1 pseudogene is annotated in these 519 nt (G+C 45.3%); it reads right to left on the minus strand.

The window, feature by feature from the left end:
* Positions 1-519: pseudogene (gene mcpC / locus ACWHAR_RS31965) on the minus strand (methyl-accepting chemotaxis protein McpC); the annotation flags it as partial.

The following is a 519-nucleotide window of genomic DNA, read 5'->3' on the forward strand; positions in this document are numbered from 1 at the left end:
TCGCTGATATGCTTTGTAGAAAGGGCTGATTGCTCAGCTAACTTCCGCACTTCATCGGCTACGACGGCAAAACCGCGCCCGCTTTCTCCGGCTCTTGCTGCCTCAATACTGGCATTTAAGGCAAGCAAGTTGGTTTGATCAGATATGTTTGAAATCGCTGTAACGACTTCTTCAATATTCTTAGTTTGATTTTCCAAATCCAGCAGCATTGTTTCAACCTTTTTCGTTTCCATATTGGCTTCGTTTGATTTCATCAGCAACTGGCCGAGCGCGTCAAGTCCTTTATAGCTTGCATCCTCGGACGATTTTGAGCGTTCTTTAATTCCGCCTGCCTCCTCAGCGATTTGCCTGATTTTCGTTGACAGGCTTTCCGATTTTTCATTAATGGTTTCAACTTCAGAAGCCTGTTCCGATGCCCCTGCGGCTACTTCTTCAATCGCTTTTGCAATTTGTCCGCTTGTTTCATTTGTTTCGGCAGCGACAGTCGTTAATTGTTCAGAGGTGTCAGATACTTTCCCT

This window comes from Bacillus sp. LR--39, from assembly GCF_053613335.1.